Below are 16211 nucleotides of genomic sequence, written 5' to 3'. Positions count from 1 at the left end.
CTATCCTTTTGATTCATCACTATTAAAAGATAGAACTCATGGCACATCCTCTTAATCGTAATTTTCAAAATCTATTTCAAGTGATCCGTTGGTCATTACTTGTCATTCCTGTCGCTTTGCTAGTCGGCTCATTTAATGCCTTTTTTTTATGGCTGTTAAGTGAAGCAACTCAAGCTCGTGTTGCCAATCCTTGGTTAATTTATCTTTTACCGTTGGCAGGTTTAGTGATTGTCTATAGTTACCGTAATTGGGGCAAAAACTCTGCAGGTGGAAACAACCTAATTATGGATGAGATCCATCAAGCAGGTGAGGGTGTCCCTGTTCGTATGGGACCATTGGTTTTAATTACTACTGTAATTACGCATCTATTTGGTGGCTCGGCTGGTCGAGAAGGTACGGCGGTTCAAATCGGTGGAGCAACGACCGATTGGTTATCTAAAGTATTGAAGCTCTCAGAGCAAGATCGAAGAATGATGCTCACTGCTGGTGTTGCAGCAGGTTTTGCCTCTATCTTTGGTACCCCGTTTACTGGTGCTATTTTTGCGCTTGAAGTGTTATTTATTGGGCGTATTAAATTCAATGCGATTATACCTGCGTTACTTGCTGCAATTTTAGCTAATGTAGTCGCTTCTGCATGGGGTGCTCATCATACCCATTACTTAATTAGCTTTGATCAAGTAAGTACTTTGTTTGGTCATGCGGTTGATATTGATTTGGTACTAATGGCTAAAGTCATTGTGGCTGCGATTGCGTTTGGCTTGGCTGGTTACTTGTTTGGTGAATTAACTCACGGCTTTAAAGATTTATTCAATGCCACGCTTAAAAATCCATATTTAATCGTAGTGGTTGGTGGCTTAATGGTTATTGTAATTACTCAACTTATTGGTAATTACGATTACATTGGTATCGGCGTATATCCAAGCCGTGATGGCGGTGTGAGTATAACCTCGGCGTTTACTGCGGGTGGTGCTGAGTGGTATAGCTGGATTCTAAAACTGTTATTAACAGCAATTACGTTGGCGGCTGGCTATAAAGGCGGTGAAGTAACCCCGTTATTTTTTGTTGGGGCAACCTTAGGTAATTTCTTAGCGTGGGTGATGGGTGCTCCCGTTGATCTGTTTGCTGCGTTAGGGTTCTTAGCGGTATTTGCAGCTGCTACTAATACACCTTTAGCTTGCACTATTATGGGGGTTGAGTTGTTTGGTGCTGATTACTTACCTTACTTTGCATTAGCGTGTTATACCGCGTATTACTTTAGTGGTCATACTGGTATCTATTCTTCTCAGCGTGTTGCTGTATCTAAGACATTAGAGCATGGTCGCGATCATGATGGTTCTAATAAAATTGGATCATACCGTGATTATAATTCTTCATGGTTAAAACATTTAGCAAAAAAGCTAACGAAGAAAGAGAAATAGTTTCACGTGGAACGTATTCTATAGATTAGAACCTAATGTGCTTCTCGACAAAAAGAACATTTCATTTCTTCCATACTTTCTTTATACTCCGAACACGTTCAGATTTTGATTCTAAGATCTGAAAGAAACTTGTCGGAGTGCTTAGTACTTTTATAGTACGAGCTGAGACCGCATTGCGGGATCCGTAGAACCTGATCAGGCTAATACCTGCGAAGGGAACAAGAGATAATTTTTATCTTAGTTTGTTAGTCACTAACCGAATGATTTAATGATAAATTGTAGCTAAATTTTAGCGTTAATTTATTTGTTTAATTCATAGCATATAGATACGCAGGTTTACCCTCTGTTGTATCTCAAACTAAGAACCTCTTGCTACAACTCAAATCCGACAAGCAATTATTCTATTTTTATCAAGGAATTTTGCTATGTCGTCAAGTCGCAAACAAGCACGTTTAGATGCTAAAACCAATATTGAATCGCTGTCGGTTCAACCATACCCAAACTCAAGTAAAGTCTATATCGAAGGATCTCGTCCTGATATTCGCGTCCCTATGCGTGAAATCTCTTTGGCTGACAGTTTAGTTGGTGGGACAAAAGAGAATCCAACACTAACGGCAAATGAACCTATTCAAGTCTATGACACCTCTGGTGTTTATACTGATCCAAATTACGATATCGATGTTTATCAAGGTTTACCGAAACTGCGTGAGCGTTGGATTGAAGAACGTAGAGATACCGAAATGCTGAATGGCGTTAGTTCGGTTTATTCTCAAGAACGATTGGCAGATGATACCTTAGACGAGCTTCGTTATGGAAACCTACCAACGATCCGACGAGCTAAGCAAGGGCAGTGTGTAACTCAACTGCATTACGCTCGTCAGGGAATCATCACCCCAGAAATGGAATACATTGCGATTCGTGAAAATATGGGGCGTCAAAAGTTTGCAGATGAACAGTTAAATCATCAACACCCCGGACACAGTTTTGGGGCTAACTTACCTAAAGAAATTACCCCTGAATTTGTTCGTAAAGAAGTGGCAGAAGGCCGCGCTATTATCCCATCAAATATTAATCATCCAGAAGCGGAACCAATGATCATCGGTCGTAACTTCTTAATTAAAGTTAACGCCAATATTGGTAACTCGTCAGTGAGCTCATCAATTGAAGAAGAAGTTGAAAAGCTAGTTTGGTCAACGCGTTGGGGCGGCGATACCGTAATGGATTTATCTACTGGGCGAAATATTCACGAAACGCGTGAGTGGATTTTACGTAATAGTCCTGTGCCAATTGGTACTGTTCCTATGTACCAAGCACTTGAAAAAGTGAACGGTGTGGCTGAAAACCTAAATTGGGAAGTGATGCGAGATACCTTAATTGAGCAAGCAGAACAGGGCGTTGATTACTTTACCATTCATGCCGGTTTACTGCTTCGTTATGTTCCAATGACGGCAAAGCGAGTGACGGGTATTGTTTCGCGCGGTGGCTCAATCATTGCGAAGTGGTGTTTGGCTCATCACCAAGAAAGCTTCTTATATACGCACTTTCGCGAGATCTGTGAAATCTGTGCTAAGTACGATGTTGCCTTATCTTTGGGGGATGGCTTACGTCCCGGTTCTATTGCCGATGCTAACGATGAAGCGCAATTTGCTGAATTAAGAACCTTAGGAGAGTTAACCAAAGTCGCGTGGGATTACGATGTGCAAGTTATCATCGAGGGCCCTGGCCATGTTCCTATGCATATGATTAAAGAGAACATGGACGAGCAGCTTAAGCATTGCCATGAAGCGCCATTTTATACCTTAGGCCCATTAACCACAGATATTGCTCCGGGGTATGATCATATTACATCAGGTATTGGTGCCGCCATGATTGGATGGTATGGCTGTGCAATGCTCTGTTATGTAACGCCAAAAGAGCATTTAGGCTTACCTAATAAAGACGATGTGAAGACAGGCTTGATTACTTATAAGTTAGCAGCACACGCAGGAGATTTAGCTAAAGGGCATCCGGGAGCTCAAATCCGAGATAACGCCTTATCAAAAGCACGTTTTGAATTCCGCTGGGAAGACCAGTTTAATCTATCACTTGATCCAATCACAGCACGTGAGTTTCATGATGAAACACTGCCGCAAGAGTCTGGCAAGGTTGCTCACTTCTGTTCCATGTGTGGACCTAAGTTCTGTTCAATGAAAATCTCACAAGAAGTTCGTGAATACGCTAAAGATACTGAGCAAGTGGCATTAGACCAAGCCATTGAGATTAAAATGATAGATGATCCACTTGAAGGTATGCGTCAGAAATCCAAAGAGTTTAAAGCCTCAGGTTCTGAGCTTTATCATCCAGCGGTAGAAACTGAATAGCTCATCATCTTTCTTTGAAATCAATATTGAAGTTGTATCAATAATAGTCAGTGGTGTTTCACGTGAAACATCACTTGTTTATCGAAGAAATGAGGAGAGATGAGTATGTTTACTTTTCCTAAGATTGATAGAAATAAATTTGGTCTTTACCCTGTAGTTGATGATGTGTCATGGATTGAAACCTTACTTAAGCTTGAGGTGAAAACCATTCAGTTACGTATTAAGAATCCAGAACAGTTAGATTTAGAAGAACAAATAGTTAAAGCGATAGAGCTTGGCCGACAATATGACGCTCAAGTGTTTATTAATGATTACTGGCAGCTAGCGATTAAACACCGTGCTTTTGGTATTCACCTTGGGCAAGAAGATATAGAAATAGCAGATTTGCAGGCAATATCGGATGCTGGTATTTGTTTGGGTTTATCTACTCATGATGATAGTGAGTTATTAAAAGTAAAAGCCCTAAATCCAAGCTATTTAGCGCTTGGTCATATATTCCCAACACCAACCAAAGATATGCCATCACAGCCGCAAGGCCTAGTTAACTTGGCAAAAAACCAACGGTTAGCGGGGGATACTCCAACCGTTGCGATTGGCGGTATTGACCTTTCTGTAGCGGAACAAGTATGGCAAACCGGAGTAGACAGTATTGCGGTAGTTAGAGCCATCACTCAGGCGAGTAACGTCGAAAAAGTGGTAACCAAGTTTGCTGCGATCCTTAGTACGCCAAGAGAGATGAAAGAGCCAGAGGTTGCTTATGAGTAACTTATTAATGGAAGGGCTCAATGATCAAGACTTCCTTCGATATAGCCGCCAAATCATGTTACCTGACATTGGTGAAAAAGGTCAGCTATCGTTAAGAAACAGTACGGTATTAATGGTTGGTAGTGGAGGCCTTGGTTCTGCCGTTAGTATGTATCTGGCGGCTGCTGGCATTGGAACCTTAATTATTGCGGATGGCGATAAACTTGAAATAAGCAACTTACAACGTCAAGTGGTTTACCGTAAATCTAACCTTGGTCAAAACAAAGCCATTGCGATGGCGCAACAATTAAAAGAACTAAACAGTGCTGTTACGGTTGAGGTTATCAGTCACCGTTTAAACGAACCTGAATTGTCTCGTTTCATTAACCAAGTTGATGTCGTTCTCGATTGTAGTGATAACTTATTTACTCGTCATGAAATTAATGCAGCCTGTGTGAAGAATAAGGTTCCTCTTATTTCTGGGGCTGCAATTGGATGGCAAGGGCAGTTGATGATGTTCTCTAATCAGCAACGGGGTAATCAAAAAGCATCTGCTTGCTACCATTGCTTGTTTCCATTTACTGAAAGCCAGCAAACGGAAAATTGTCAGTCATTTGGTATTGTTGGTCCAGTAGTTGGCATGATAGGAAATCTACAGGCGTTAGAAGCCATCAAATATCTTACTCAGCCAAACTGGATTAAGTGGAGCACCATTCATCAGTTTGATGGCAGAACACTGCAGTGGTCCTGCATTGATATCCCTAAAGACAACACTTGCTCTGTCTGTTGTCCATCTCAAGCGTTTCATCATGTTTCACGTGAAGTATTGCAAAGCAAAGAGTGTATTAATGGAGAATTTGTCTATGAGTAATCTAATAACAATAGAGTTGAATACTGTGGCTTATCGGATAGAGAGAATACACTCCATTCATTCTTTTTTTGCCCAGTATAAGGTAGACACTCAAGGTTGCGCATTAGCGATGAATAACCAAATAATACCAAGAGCAGAGTGGCAGACTCGTGGGCTTTCTGATGGTGAAAGCATCTCATTATTTCAAGCGATAGCAGGAGGCTAAGATGAGTGAACGGTTAACCATTGCTGGAAAATTATTTTCATCACGTTTATTTACGGGGACAGGAAAGTTTCCTAATTCAAATGTTATGCAAAAAGCACTTATAGAATCTGGTACTGAATTATCAACCATGGCGTTAAAGCGTGTTGAAGTGAATAACCCAGAAGACAATATTCTAAAACCAATTGTTGATGCTGGTATCAATTTATTGCCGAATACGTCAGGAGCAAAGAATGCGAGAGAGGCTATTTTTGCTGCTCAACTTGCCCGTGAAGCATTAGGCACTAACTGGCTAAAATTAGAAATTCACCCTGATCCTAAATATTTAATGCCGGATCCAATTGAGACATTAAAAGCAGCTGAAGAGTTAGTTCGCCAAGGTTTTATCGTTTTACCTTATTGTCATGCTGACCCTGTTTTGTGTAAACATTTAGAAGAAGTCGGTTGTGCAGCCGTGATGCCTTTAGGCGCTCCTATTGGATCAAATAAAGGAATTGCGAGTCGTGATTTTTTAGAAATTATTATCGATCAGGCTCGGGTTCCTGTTGTGGTTGACGCTGGTATTGGTGCGCCATCTCATGCTGCATTTGCAATGGAGATGGGAGCTGATGCGGTACTTGTGAATACCGCTATTGCCGCAGCAAGAAATCCCATAGCAATGGCAACTGCTTTTAAGTTGGCGGTTCAGTCAGGACGACTCGCTTACGAGAATGGTTTAGCGCCAGTAAATACCCAAGCAGTAGCATCCAGTCCATTAACTGCATTTTTAGATTGATAAGGTGAGTGAAAATGACATTTACCGATGAATGGGAAAAGTTGAATTGGGATGATGTGAAGCTCTCTATTTACAGTAAAACGACAAAAGATGTAGAGCGAGCTCTGAATAAACCTAAACGCGATCTTGAGGATTTTAAAGCGTTGATTTCCCCTGCGGCAGAAAGTTATCTTGAGCAAATGGCACAAGAATCAGCTCGTTTAACTCGTCAGCGCTTTGGACATACCATTGGGTTTTATATTCCTTTATACCTTTCTAACCTTTGTGCTAACGCATGCACTTATTGCGGTTTTTCAATGGAGAACCGAATTAAGAGAAAGACACTTAACCAAGATGAAATAGCACAAGAAATTACAGCAATTAAAGCGATGAACTTTGACAGTGTTCTTTTGGTGACAGGAGAGCATGAAACCAAAGTGGGAATGGATTACTTTCGCCAAACATTGCCACAAATAAAGCAGTCGTTTAATTACTTGGCAATGGAAGTTCAGCCGCTCGAACAAAAGGAGTATGCAGAACTAAAAACACTAGGTTTAGATGCGGTGATGGTTTATCAAGAAACTTACCATCCATCGACGTACGCTGAACATCATCTTCGTGGTAATAAAATGGACTTTGAATATCGCTTAGAAACACCAGATAGATTAGCAAAAGCTGGGGTAGACAAAATTGGTATTGGTGCGTTGATTGGGTTAGAAGAGTGGCGAACGGATTGCTTTTTTGTAGCCGCACATTTGGATTATTTAGAGCGACGATACTGGCAGACACGTTATTCGATTTCATTTCCAAGGTTGCGTCCGTGTGAAGGGGCATTGCAACCCAAGTCAATCATGAGTGATAAGCAATTAGTGCAGTTAATTTGCGCTCACCGATTATTAAATTCTGAAGTTGAATTGTCGCTATCTACTCGAGAATCTGCACATTTTAGGGATAATGTATTACCATTAGGTATCACTTCAATTTCAGCTGCGTCGAAAACACAACCTGGTGGGTACGCTAATGATGAGCAAGAGCTTGAACAGTTCTCTATTAATGATGAAAGGTCTGCTTTGTCTGTTGCTAGTGCGGTTCAGGCTAGGGGGTTTGAGCCAGTATGGAAAGATTGGGAGCGAGAATTTCAAAGTATAGAAGCGGCTCAGTATGAAAAATAATAAACTGTGAATTGAGTGTACTTATTATTGTTGCCTTTCGTATTCATTATCCTATGCTAAGTTTAAGTACTCGTTAGGGCATCAAATGATAATATCACCTGGTAATTTCATTATATCGATTTTTTTTATTGTTTTAATCATGGTACCTATGTATGTGTTTATTTACGCAGATGAGGTGATTGAGTTTAAAAAATGTCGCTTCCAGAGTGAAACGGTAATCGAATGTCTTTGGCTACTCAGTAAATAAAAGTACCACTCAATGTGAGTGGTACTTATGTCGTTTGATTACAGGCTAGTTAAAATGCTATTTACGTAATTGGCGAACTAACTCTTCTGTCGGACGAACAATAGCGACAATCATCTCATCGTACATTCCTGATGCATTGGTAGTGATGGTTAATAGGTTATCCAGCTGCTTTGATGTCGGCTTCTTACCTTTTTCAAGCTCTTGAATAACGGCTAATGTTGCTGTAGCTACTTCAATATGTTTTGCAGCTAATGGTACAGTATCAATAGAGGCGATATTATTGCTAAAGATCACTTCTGATGTTTGTGAACTTTCTAGAACGGTTTGATAGTGCTGCTTCAACGCTTTTAAATCAGCCTTATTGTTTACTGCTGTTTCTGCAAGTTTCATCATCTCTAATACCGCAAAGCTTTCTACAGGAACGGCGTCAGCAAAACGATTCAATCTTTCATATTGATTGTATAGCTCACCCTTAGGCTCGGTTGAATTAAACTTCGCCCAATTACGTGCGTAGTACTGCGCGGGTTCTGCGTAATTTGCAAAGCTCATTAATGCAGAGACATCACCACCATTGGCTATTCGTAGATATTGTTTATAACTGTTAGTTTGATGCTGTAGACCAACAGAAATAGTTGCCCAGTTGTCCATTGCTTGAAGACGTTGATACATGCTGTCTTCATCTGTTAACTCTTCAGCAGACCATAAACGTTCAGCAACCGCATAAGTACGAGGCCAAATTCGACCTTCAACGGTCAGGTCATCGTAGTTCTCTGCCCAGATAGCGGCTTCGCCACCAAGAATAAGTTTTTGTTCATTCTTATCTAAAGCAACAGGGTAACCACCATTAGGTGTTGGGATCTCTGAGTCTTTGATTGATGAGCTTGCTGTCATTTCACCTGTTGTTGGCCAACGAACATTGCCAACAAGTTGGTAGCTCTCTTTTTCAATGCTGCCATTATCAAAGGTTAGATTAAATTCAGTGTAAGACATGAAGTTATCAAAGTGACCACGGAATGATTCACCTTTGGTATATTCAATGATATCGACTTTTGCACGTGACTTGCCGTTGTAATCGGTAAAGGCACGAGCATCACCATTCTTATCAGTAATAATGGTTAGCGTCCCTTTACGCGGGCCACCTTTACCTCTTGGTTTCTGCCAAGTGTAGGTTTCGAATGTTTCACCAGTGTTCAGTTGGTCATCGACTTGCGGGCCCTTTGGCATAGGGTCGTTACGATAATGATAACTTGTTGGTTGTGGTTGATCTAAATAGAAGCCAGTTGATAGTAACCCGGCATAACCTTCTTTTGCTGCTCGACCAATACTGTCATGACCACGCCAGCTTTGAATCACAATTGAGGTTGGTAGGTCTTTATGCCAAATCTCATCCCACCCCATGATCTTCTTACCTTTGCCGTTTAGCATTTTTTCAATACGTGCATTTAGGTATGACTGTAGGCCACGGTTGCCATCAATATTGTTCTCTTTGATGAATGCTTGGATTTCTTTATTGTCACTCCATTGTTGGTAGTTTGGTTCATCACCACCAATATGAATATACTCATCAGGGAATAGTTCAGTCACTTCACTGAATACTTTGTCGAAGAAGACATAGAGTTCAGGATTAATTGGATTCATTAGAGGAACAAATACACCCCAAGCGCGTTGTTGGTCATACGATTGCTTTCCTTCACCAGACATTAATTCAGGGTAAGCGTGTGCAACTGCTGAGGCGTGACCTGGTAGTGAGATTTCTGGGATCACTCGAATACCGCGTAGGCGTGCATATTCAACAACGTCTTTTATTTCATCTTTGGTATAGAAATCACCGTCCGCGGTTTTTTCCCATAATTTAGGGTAGCTTTCGATTTGAATTCGGATAGCTTGGTCATCCCATAAGTTGCCAATGGAAGACATTCATTTTTGCTGAAGCAAAGCCGTCGATTTGACGTTTAATTGTATCGATGGTGACAAAGTGACGAGAAGAGTCAAATGAAGCCCCACGCCATGGGAAGCGAGGTTCATCTTCAATATTAATTTGAGGAACGAAGTAACCATCTTTGGTTGTGTTAATTAATTGAAGAAATGTTTCTGCGCCACGAATTGCACCGTAAGGGCGATCTGATTCTAAGACGATTTGGTTTTTATTAATGGTTAACTCATACGATTCATCAATATCGTTATCTTGGATTTTGTTTTTTGCTGCCTTGCTAACATCAATAACTAATGTGGCTTCTTTTTTTGAGGTTGCAAATGGTGTTAGTAATGGTAATCCTGTTTGAGCTTCTACACGCTGAATGATACGTTGCGCTAGTTGTTGAATACGTTCAGATTTGTAACCATCAATATAAATACTGAAATCACTATTAATAGATACTTGACCTGATTTTAACTCTACAGATTGTGGATATGGCATCAAATTTAAGTCGGTATTTGGTGCTGAGGCGATTGATGATGCACTAAAAAGAAGGCTTGAAACGGTAAGAGTTAAAAGTGTTTTTTTCATTATGTGTAATCCTATAATCCTTTAAGTTCGAGAGAAGGATTACTTATAATAGGTTATCTGTATGTGATCCGTTTATCGTTCTGTATCAGTGATATTGAGTGTCTTGTCATTAATGAGATGTTGTGCGGCAAGGTATTTTTTTTGATACATCAGATTACATAATAAATTTGAACTGTAGCATGTTTCACGTGGAACCTTTATTTTCGTCAAAAAAAATGCCACGCTATTAGCGTGGCTTTAAATTGTTTTTTTGTGCGTAATTAATTGCTGTAACTTAATTCAGCAGTGGCCTGTCTAAGCCACTCTTTTACTTCACCGTCGACTAATGGGCTGACTTCACTCCATACTTTCTGATGGTATTCATTTAACCATGTTAGTTCTGGACGATTTAGCATATCAACATTAATTAGACGCTTATCTATAGGGCAGCGTGTTAATGATTCAAAACCAAGTACAGAGAAATCTCCTTTAGTTTCAATCTCAACTACAAGCTCTAAGTTTTCAATTCGAATACCAAATTCATCAGCACGGTAATAACCTGGTTCGTTAGATAGCACCATACCTGGAAGTAGAGCGACGGTATTTACTTTCTTAGAAATCCCTTGAGGGCCTTCGTGAACACTTAGGAAATGACCAACACCGTGACCAGTACCGTGATCGTAATCGTAGCCTTGTGCCCATAAATGTTGACGAGCAAGGATATCTAATTGGTGACCACAGGTACCTTTAGGGAATCGAGCTGAAGCTAAACCAATATGACCTTTTAATACCAAAGTAAATTGCTGTTTGATTTCATCACTTGGTGTACCAACAGGGAGTGTGCGAGTGATGTCTGTTGTGCCATCAGGATATTGACCACCTGAATCAACAAGGTACAAACTGTTCATTTGCAGCTTACCTGGTTCTGGCTGGTTTTCATGATTGTAGTGACACATTGCTGCATTGCCAGCAGCTGCTGAGATAGTATCAAAGCTTAGATCGACCAGTGTTTTATCTTCTTCACGGAAGCCTTGAAGTTTGTCAGCAAGAACCGCTTCATTATGTAAGTTACCCGCTTCGATTTCGGCGTCAAACCATGTTAAGAATTTTACCATCGCAGCACCATCACGAACGTGGCAAGCTTTCATTCCTGCTTTTTCTGTTTCATTTTTTGCGGCTTTTGGCAATAAACACGGATCAGCAGCTTCAATGATTTCAGCTTTTTCCTCGGCAAGGACTAATGACATCCATGCGTTTGATGTTGCTGAATCAACAAGTACTTTTTGGCCAGAAAGTGATTGAAGGGTAGATTCAAGCGCTTCTGGTTTATGAACTCGAACACCCTGACCAACGTGTTCAATAAAGTTGGTTGGGAGGCGAGTCGGGTCTAAGAAGAAATCAACACTTTCATCGGCATGAATGATTGCATGAGAAAGAAGAACGGGTAAACGAGATACGTCTAAGCCACGTATATTCAATAACCAACAGATAGAGTCTAGTTGCGTTAATAGTGCAGCATCGGCATTTTTCTTTGTGACTTCTTGAGCGATCTCTCTACGTTTATCTGCACTTGATTGGCCAACAAGCTCTAGCTCCATTAAGCGAACGTCAGACACTTTTACCTTTGGACGATCGGCCCAAATAAGATCAATTGGATTGCTGTTTATTACTTCAAGCGTTACATAATCATCAACGGTTGCTGTTGCATTTTTTAGCCATTGCGCAGTGTGCATACGAGCATCGATAGCGACTTTTGCATTAGTTTCTAATGTGTCTTTAATCCATTCTAATAATGGTTCTTCATGAAGATGGCGATATTCAAATACATCAGCAGGGACTTGTTTACGAACTTGAACGGTATAGCGACCATCAACAAAAATAGCTGCTTTATCTTGAGTAATAACAGCAGCACCGGCAGAGCCAGTAAACCCTGTTGCCCATAGTAGACGTTCATTATGCTCTGGAATGTACTCGCCTAAAAACTCATCTTCATGTGGAATAATAAGCGCATCGAAATTTTGTTGAGCAAGCCATAAGCGAAGTTGCTCAATACGTTGAGACGTTTGTGGGTGCATTTGAAGTGTCCTTTTATTGTTCTGTCCGTATATTTCGAGGCAGAAAGTAGGGTTGATTCTTTGGCTATAACCTATCGTTTTTATGCGTTATCTGCAATTGTTGATGCTGATAAATCTTGGCAGTGGCTGATTATAGTATTGCGAAGCCAACAATTAGCAGCATCATTCTCTTTTTGTTGATGCCAGAAAAGCGTATAGGCCATCTGAGGTAACTCTGTTGGTAAAGGTAAAACAATCAAATTAAGTTGTTTTGCAATCAGCTTAATGAAGTGACTAGGAGCAGTAAATACTAAGTCAGTATGAGTACATAAACTCGCTGCGCTATTAAAATCAGGTACGATAATTCCAATGCTTCGCTCTAGCCCTTTTTCTGCCAATTTATAATCCAACAACCACTGATCTTTACCATCACAGCGTACTTGAACATGACGTTGCTGCAAGTAAGTATTTAATGTCCATTCTTGAACTAGCACCGGGTGGTTTGGGCGAACCAAACACATTTGGCTATCTCTGTATATCTCTTGCCCGCGAATATCAGCAGGTGTTTGCATAGTAATGTTGGCGTATTTAGGGTCTAAATCTTTCCCTGTAATACCAATGTCCATTTCTCCTGATTGCAGCTTTTTAATAGTTTCAGTATCCCAAGCATGAGTATCTAGCATCACGTTAGGGGCTTTATTTAAAATATAAGACATAAAGTGTGGCAATAATAATGGATAAGTACTCTCTACTAAACCAACTCGAAAACGATAATGACTGCGTTGAGGATCAAATTCTGCTTCTTCGGTAATTGTTTCTAAATGACTTAATAAAGTATGTAAACGCCCTTGGAGACTAATTGCTTTTACGGTTGGTTGTAATCCATATGCACTACGTGTAAAGAGAGGGTCATCAAATTGATTTCGTAATTTTGCTAGATTTTTACTAACGGCTGATTGACTTAAACAGAGGCGCTGAGCAGCACGAGTTACGCTTTTTTCTTCTAGTAATAAGTGAAGAGTAAGAAGTAAATTTAAATCGATTTTAGTTAGCTTTTCGAAAAACATAGAGATATTCCAAACTAGAATGTTAGATCTGAATATAAACCATTTCTGTTCATATCTCTAATTGAGTACACTCTACTGACTATTTTAGGAGTTACCCATGCACACGCCAGTTTCAGCTCAACCTACAACACCGCTAGTTAAACCATCAGATAGAAAGATTATCACTCTGATGGTTATTTTGGTTTTATTTAGCCCATTAGCAATTGATATATACCTTCCCGCACTACCTATGATGGTTAGTGAATTTCAAGTTGCTTCAACGTTAGGTCAAGATACGATTACTTGGTTTATGTTTAGTATGGGACTTGGTCAATTATTTGCAGGCCCATTAGCGGATCGATATGGCCGTCGTCCGATCGCATTAACAGGTATCGTGATTTACGGTTTGAGTGCTGCGCTTGCTTATTCTGCACAAGAGATGGAAATGCTATTAATTGCTCGACTACTGCAAGGCTTTGGTGCTTGTGCAACGTCGGTCGCTGCATTTGCTTCAGTTCGCGATTCGTTTGGAGCAGAAAAAAGTGGTCGAATGATCAGTTATTTAAATGGGGCAATTTGCTTTATTCCAGCATTAGCACCTATTTTAGGTAGCTATTTAACTCTTCACTTTGGATGGCGTTCAAACTTTAGTTTTATGGCAGGCTTCGCACTAGTAGCTTTAGCGTTAATAGCGATTAATTACAAAGAAACAAAACCCCAAGATACAGTACAAGCAGGACGATTAATTAGTCCATCTCGCTATTGGTCTGTACTGCAGCATCCCACGTTTTTATTTCACGCAACCTTATGTATGTTAGCGATGGGCGTTATCTTGGCTTATGTTACTTCTGCTCCGGTTTTTCTTATCGATAAGTTAGGACTAACAATGCAGGAATTTACTAACTGGTTTGCAGTGAACGCAGTGCTTAATATTATGGCGTGTTTTGCTGCACCTAAATTCATGATCAGATTCGGAACCCGAAAAGCACTACTTTTTGGCCTGAGCGTACTTATTGTCGCTGGCGGATTAATGCTTGGTTTCCAACATATTCAGCAAGCTTGGGCGTTTATGATCCCGATTTTCTTCTCGTCAGTAGGCTTCGCATGGGTACTGGGTTCGGCGGCAGGTAAGGCATTAGCACCTTTTGGTGATAGAGCGGGTACTGCAGCTGCATTATTAGGGTTGTTTCAAATGAGTGGTGCAGGCATCATTGTTGGCACAATGCAAAGATTAGCACTCCCTTCTGCACAGCTTTTAACTCTTATGATGTGGCTCCTCATCCCAGGCTTGCTGATTTTATTAACTAAAACAGGACAGCGCTGGCATTCTGGTGTGATTAGTGAATGAACTATCTAAATTGAATAGAAAAAGAGTGCTTTTGTTTTTAATATATTCAGTTAGTGTAATTTTCAGTGTATATTTAATACTTAGATGATGATTAATTGAATACTAAAGGCAAGCACATAATGTCGATGTCCGTTATTGAAATGGCTCGTGTTCTAGAGCAAATGGAAGAGTCACCAGAAAAACTAATGTTTGGTAAGCTTCTGTCTGAGTTAGGCAATCAAAGCCAAGAACGAGTACGAAGCGCTGCACGACAAGTGTCTGTTCCAACTTTGCGTGATCTTATTTACCAATTCCAAGTGGTAATCGAAGAGCGTAAGGGTGAGACCACTAAAAAATTAGCTGAAGAAATGGCTAAAGAAGGGGTTTCTTTAGAGGACTTTCAAGCTTATTTAACAAGTAAATAAGCAATTGAAGTAATGATAAAAAGCAGCGAATATTCGCTGCTTTTTTTATGCCAGAAATCTAAAAAATGTTTGATTTAACTTTCAGCCATCTTGGTTTGTTCTTTTTTCTTACCATAGAATTGCTGTATCAATAATCCACATACAATCATTACTAAACCAATAAGAGTTGATGGGTGGATCTCTTCACCAATGATATTTGCTAGAAGTAGTAAAGAGATAAATGGAGACGCAAAAATTAGGTTACTTATACGTGCTGTATTTTGAGTTAAACGCAGTGCTGATAACCACAATACAAAAGTGATCCCCATTTCAAATAACCCCACATAACTGACAGCAAGCCATCCACTTATTGGGATATCCCCCCAAGATGCACCTTCATAAATACTTAAGCCAATCGCTACAGGTAAAGCCACTAAGAACCCAAGCAATAACCCTAAAATAGGATCGGCTTTATTTTTAGCATTTAAAATCCAATAACCAGCCCAAAGCAGTGTTGAGAACAATGCAAGCCCAACGCCTAGAGGGCTATCAAATTCTAGTGCCAGAACATCACCTTTGGTAGCAATAACAATTACACCGAGATAGCCTAAAACACAGGCCACCCAATCTTGCTTTCTTATCTTCTGGCCAAGAAAAACAGCTGCCATTAACGTGAGGGTGATCGCCCAGCTGTAGTTTAAGGGTTGAGCTTGTGAGGCGGGTAATAAGTCATAAGCTTTAAATAACACTAAGTAATATGCTAGTGGATTAATTGCGCCTAATAAAATGTAGTACCAAGGGTTAGCAACAAAGGTATCGACTAATTTAGATAAAGTGTTTTGATAAACAGCAACACCAACTAAAGCAAAAATAGACACTGCACTGGCAACCGTTAGCATCTGAATAGGAGTAAAGTGTTCTAGAGTGATTTTAAAAGCGGTAGCAACCGTTGACCAGAGTAAAACAGCAGCGATCCCAAATCCTAAAGCACGACGTTCGTTCATTATTATTCTCTGTTAGAAATCCATTTAGATCTGGAGTGTACCTGCGCTTACCGAATAGTGTTAACTGGACATTTATCCAGTATCAAAATATTCTATAAGAATTAGTTTTTGTATTGAGTGAGT

The 16211-nt window shown here is 40.2% G+C and carries 11 protein-coding genes, 2 pseudogenes and 1 riboswitch; of the genes and pseudogenes, 9 read left to right on the top strand and 4 right to left on the bottom strand.

Features of this window, described 5'->3' with window-relative positions:
- Positions 1 to 38: 38 nt before the first annotated feature.
- The 7 genes and pseudogenes from ACU5DF_RS18650 to thiH all read left to right on the top strand — a co-directional run bounded on the left by ACU5DF_RS18650 (position 39) and on the right by thiH (position 7521).
- On the top strand, positions 39 to 1418 hold the full coding sequence (locus ACU5DF_RS18650; protein WP_446713844.1) for a voltage-gated chloride channel family protein: 1380 nt from the start codon (positions 39 to 41) through the stop codon (positions 1416 to 1418).
- Positions 1419 to 1541: 123 nt separating this feature from the next.
- Positions 1542 to 1653, top strand: a riboswitch (TPP riboswitch).
- A 190-nt stretch (positions 1654 to 1843) separates the two neighbouring features.
- On the top strand, positions 1844 to 3778 hold the full coding sequence (gene thiC, locus ACU5DF_RS18645) for a phosphomethylpyrimidine synthase ThiC (RefSeq protein ID WP_446713843.1): 1935 nt from the start codon (positions 1844 to 1846) through the stop codon (positions 3776 to 3778).
- A 111-nt stretch (positions 3779 to 3889) separates the two neighbouring features.
- Positions 3890 to 4543, top strand: a pseudogene (gene thiE / locus ACU5DF_RS18640) (thiamine phosphate synthase); the annotation flags it as partial.
- The gene (locus ACU5DF_RS18635; protein ID WP_446713842.1) at positions 4536 to 5393 is read left to right on the top strand and encodes a HesA/MoeB/ThiF family protein; all 858 of its coding nucleotides are present in this window, start codon (positions 4536 to 4538) and stop codon (positions 5391 to 5393) included. The pseudogene thiE and the gene ACU5DF_RS18635, both read left to right, overlap by 8 nt.
- Positions 5386 to 5598: a sulfur carrier protein ThiS gene (gene thiS, locus ACU5DF_RS18630; protein WP_446713841.1), complete on the top strand. Its 213-nt coding sequence runs from the start codon at positions 5386 to 5388 to the stop codon at positions 5596 to 5598. Before ACU5DF_RS18635 ends, thiS begins: the two co-directional genes overlap by 8 nt.
- A gap of 1 nt (position 5599) precedes the next feature.
- Positions 5600 to 6370 (top strand): thiazole synthase, encoded by a 771-nt coding sequence (locus ACU5DF_RS18625; protein ID WP_446713840.1) that lies wholly within the window; start codon positions 5600 to 5602, stop codon positions 6368 to 6370.
- A 14-nt stretch (positions 6371 to 6384) separates the two neighbouring features.
- Positions 6385 to 7521: a 2-iminoacetate synthase ThiH gene (gene thiH / locus ACU5DF_RS18620; RefSeq protein WP_446713839.1), complete on the top strand. Its 1137-nt coding sequence runs from the start codon at positions 6385 to 6387 to the stop codon at positions 7519 to 7521.
- Between the two features lie 304 nt (positions 7522 to 7825).
- Here the strand turns inward: thiH and ACU5DF_RS18615 are convergent.
- The 3 genes and pseudogenes from ACU5DF_RS18615 to ACU5DF_RS18605 form a co-directional block, all read right to left on the bottom strand.
- A pseudogene (locus ACU5DF_RS18615) lies at positions 7826 to 10274 on the bottom strand (family 20 glycosylhydrolase).
- A gap of 260 nt (positions 10275 to 10534) precedes the next feature.
- The gene (locus tag ACU5DF_RS18610; protein ID WP_446713838.1) at positions 10535 to 12328 is read right to left on the bottom strand and encodes an aminopeptidase P family protein; all 1794 of its coding nucleotides are present in this window, start codon (positions 12326 to 12328) and stop codon (positions 10535 to 10537) included.
- Positions 12329 to 12408: 80 nt separating this feature from the next.
- A complete protein-coding gene (locus tag ACU5DF_RS18605; protein ID WP_446713837.1) occupies positions 12409 to 13374 on the bottom strand; it encodes a LysR family transcriptional regulator in 966 nt (321 codons plus the stop codon).
- Between the two features lie 97 nt (positions 13375 to 13471).
- On the opposite strand from ACU5DF_RS18605, the gene ACU5DF_RS18600 reads away from it, so the two are divergent.
- On the top strand, positions 13472 to 14701 hold the full coding sequence (locus ACU5DF_RS18600) for a multidrug effflux MFS transporter (protein WP_045100863.1): 1230 nt from the start codon (positions 13472 to 13474) through the stop codon (positions 14699 to 14701).
- Positions 14702 to 14820: 119 nt separating this feature from the next.
- Positions 14821 to 15105, top strand: coding sequence for an H-NS-like global regulator TsrA (tsrA, locus tag ACU5DF_RS18595; RefSeq protein ID WP_045100864.1), 285 nt, complete (start codon positions 14821 to 14823; stop codon positions 15103 to 15105).
- Between the two features lie 74 nt (positions 15106 to 15179).
- Here the strand turns inward: tsrA and ACU5DF_RS18590 are convergent, their stop codons facing one another.
- A complete protein-coding gene (locus ACU5DF_RS18590) occupies positions 15180 to 16088 on the bottom strand; it encodes a DMT family transporter (protein WP_045100865.1) in 909 nt (302 codons plus the stop codon).
- Between the last annotated feature and the right edge of the window lie 123 nt (positions 16089 to 16211).

The sequence above is a fragment of the Aliivibrio wodanis genome (assembly GCF_052920805.1).
The sequence above is the reverse complement of the archived record's forward strand: the minus strand, read 5'-3'. Positions and strand labels throughout refer to the sequence as shown.